Source organism: Streptomyces sp. NPDC091412 (assembly GCF_044756885.1).
Classification (GTDB): domain Bacteria; phylum Actinomycetota; class Actinomycetes; order Streptomycetales; family Streptomycetaceae; genus Streptomyces.
In genome coordinates, this window is record NZ_JBIVTV010000053.1 from 1,889 (window position 1) to 4,386 (window position 2,498).

1 rRNA gene (cut by a window edge) is annotated in these 2,498 nt (G+C 56.8%); it reads left to right on the top strand.

The features are described 5' to 3' along the window. Nucleotides 1–2,477: ribosomal RNA gene (locus ACIQMV_RS39295) — 23S ribosomal RNA — on the top strand (it extends 132 nt beyond the left edge of the window). Nucleotides 2,478–2,498: the final 21 nt, after the last annotated feature.

A 2,498-nucleotide genomic window follows, 5' to 3' on the forward strand; every position in this document is an offset into this window, starting at 1 on the left:
ATTCTCGTGACTGCGTGCCTTTTGAAGAATGAGCCTGCGAGTTTGCGGTGTGTTGCGAGGTTAACCCGTGTGGGGAAGCCGTAGCGAAAGCGAGTCCGAATAGGGCGTTTCAGTAGCACGCTCAAGACCCGAAGCGGAGTGATCTAGCCATGGGCAGGTTGAAGCGGAGGTAAGACTTCGTGGAGGACCGAACCCACCAGGGTTGAAAACCTGGGGGATGACCTGTGGTTAGGGGTGAAAGGCCAATCAAACTCCGTGATAGCTGGTTCTCCCCGAAATGCATTTAGGTGCAGCGTCGTGTGTTTCTTGCCGGAGGTAGAGCACTGGATAGGCGATGGGCCCTACCGGGTTACTGACCTTAGCCAAACTCCGAATGCCGGTAAGTGAGAGCGCGGCAGTGAGACTGTGGGGGATAAGCTCCATGGTCGAGAGGGAAACAGCCCAGAGCATCGACTAAGGCCCCTAAGCGTACGCTAAGTGGGAAAGGATGTGGAGTCGCACAGACAACCAGGAGGTTGGCTTAGAAGCAGCCACCCTTGAAAGAGTGCGTAATAGCTCACTGGTCTAGTGATTCCGCGCCGACAATGTAGCGGGGCTCAAGCGTACCGCCGAAGTCGTGTCATTGCAGCAATAGCCCCAACGGGTGCTGTGATGGGTAGGGGAGCGTCGTCTGCCGGGTGAAGCGGCACTGGAAGGTAGTCGTGGACGGTTGACGAGTGAGAATGCAGGCATGAGTAGCGATTCACACGTGAGAAACGTGTGCGCCGATTGACTAAGGGTTCCTGGGTCAAGCTGATCTGCCCAGGGTAAGTCGGGACCTAAGGCGAGGCCGACAGGCGTAGTCGATGGATAACCGGTTGATATTCCGGTACCCGCTGTGAAGCGTCAAACATCGAGCATCGTGATGCTAAGGCCGTGAAGCCGCCCCTGATCTCTTCGGAGTGAGGGGGAGTGGTGGAGCCGCTGAACCAAGCGGTTAGTAGGTGAGTGATGGGGTGACGCAGGAAGGTAGTCCATCCCGGGCGATGGTTGTCCCGGGGTAAGGGTGTAGCCCGAGTGGTAGGTAAATCCGCCGCTCATGCAGGGTGAGACCTGATGCCGAGCCGATTGTGGTGAAGTGGATGATCCTATGCTGTCGAGAAAAGCCTCTAGCGAGTTTCATGGCGGCCCGTACCCTAAACCGACTCAGGTGGTCAGGTAGAGAATACCGAGGCGTTCGGGTGAACTATGGTTAAGGAACTCGGCAAAATGCCCCCGTAACTTCGGGAGAAGGGGGGCCACGCCTGGTGATCACTCTTGCAGTGTGAGCTGGGGGTGGCCGCAGAGACCAGCGAGAAGCGACTGTTTACTAAAAACACAGGTCCGTGCGAAGCCGTAAGGCGATGTATACGGACTGACGCCTGCCCGGTGCTGGAACGTTAAGGGGACCGGTTAGCTCACTTTCGGGTGGGCGAAGCTGAGAACTTAAGCGCCAGTAAACGGCGGTGGTAACTATAACCATCCTAAGGTAGCGAAATTCCTTGTCGGGTAAGTTCCGACCTGCACGAATGGCGTAACGACTTCTCGACTGTCTCAACCATAGGCCCGGTGAAATTGCACTACGAGTAAAGATGCTCGTTTCGCGCAGCAGGACGGAAAGACCCCGGGACCTTTACTACAGTTTGATATTGGTGTTCGGTTCGGCTTGTGTAGGATAGCTGGGAGACTTTGAAGCGGCCACGCCAGTGGTTGTGGAGTCGTCGTTGAAATACCAGTCTGGTCGTGCTGGATGTCTAACCTGGGTCCGTGATCCGGATCAGGGACAGTGTCTGATGGGTAGTTTAACTGGGGCGGTTGCCTCCTAAAGGGTAACGGAGGCGCCCAAAGGTTCCCTCAGCCTGGTTGGTAATCAGGTGTTGAGTGTAAGTGCACAAGGGAGCTTGACTGTGAGACCGACGGGTCGAGCAGGGACGAAAGTCGGGACTAGTGATCCGGCGGTGGCTTGTGGAAGCGCCGTCGCTCAACGGATAAAAGGTACCCCGGGGATAACAGGCTGATCTTCCCCAAGAGTCCATATCGACGGGATGGTTTGGCACCTCGATGTCGGCTCGTCGCATCCTGGGGCTGGAGTCGGTCCCAAGGGTTGGGCTGTTCGCCCATTAAAGCGGTACGCGAGCTGGGTTTAGAACGTCGTGAGACAGTTCGGTCCCTATCCGCTGTGCGCGTAGGAGTCTTGAGAAGGGCTGTCCCTAGTACGAGAGGACCGGGACGGACGAACCTCTGGTGTGCCAGTTGTTCTGCCAAGGGCATGGCTGGTTGGCTACGTTCGGGAGGGATAACCGCTGAAAGCATCTAAGCGGGAAGCCTGCTTCGAGATGAGGACTCCCACCCACTTGATGGGGTAAGGCTCCCAGTAGACGACTGGGTTGATAGGCCGGATCTGGAAGCACCGTGAGGTGTGGAGGTGACCGGTACTAATAGGCCGAGGGCTTGTCCTCAGTTGCTCGCGTCCACTGTGT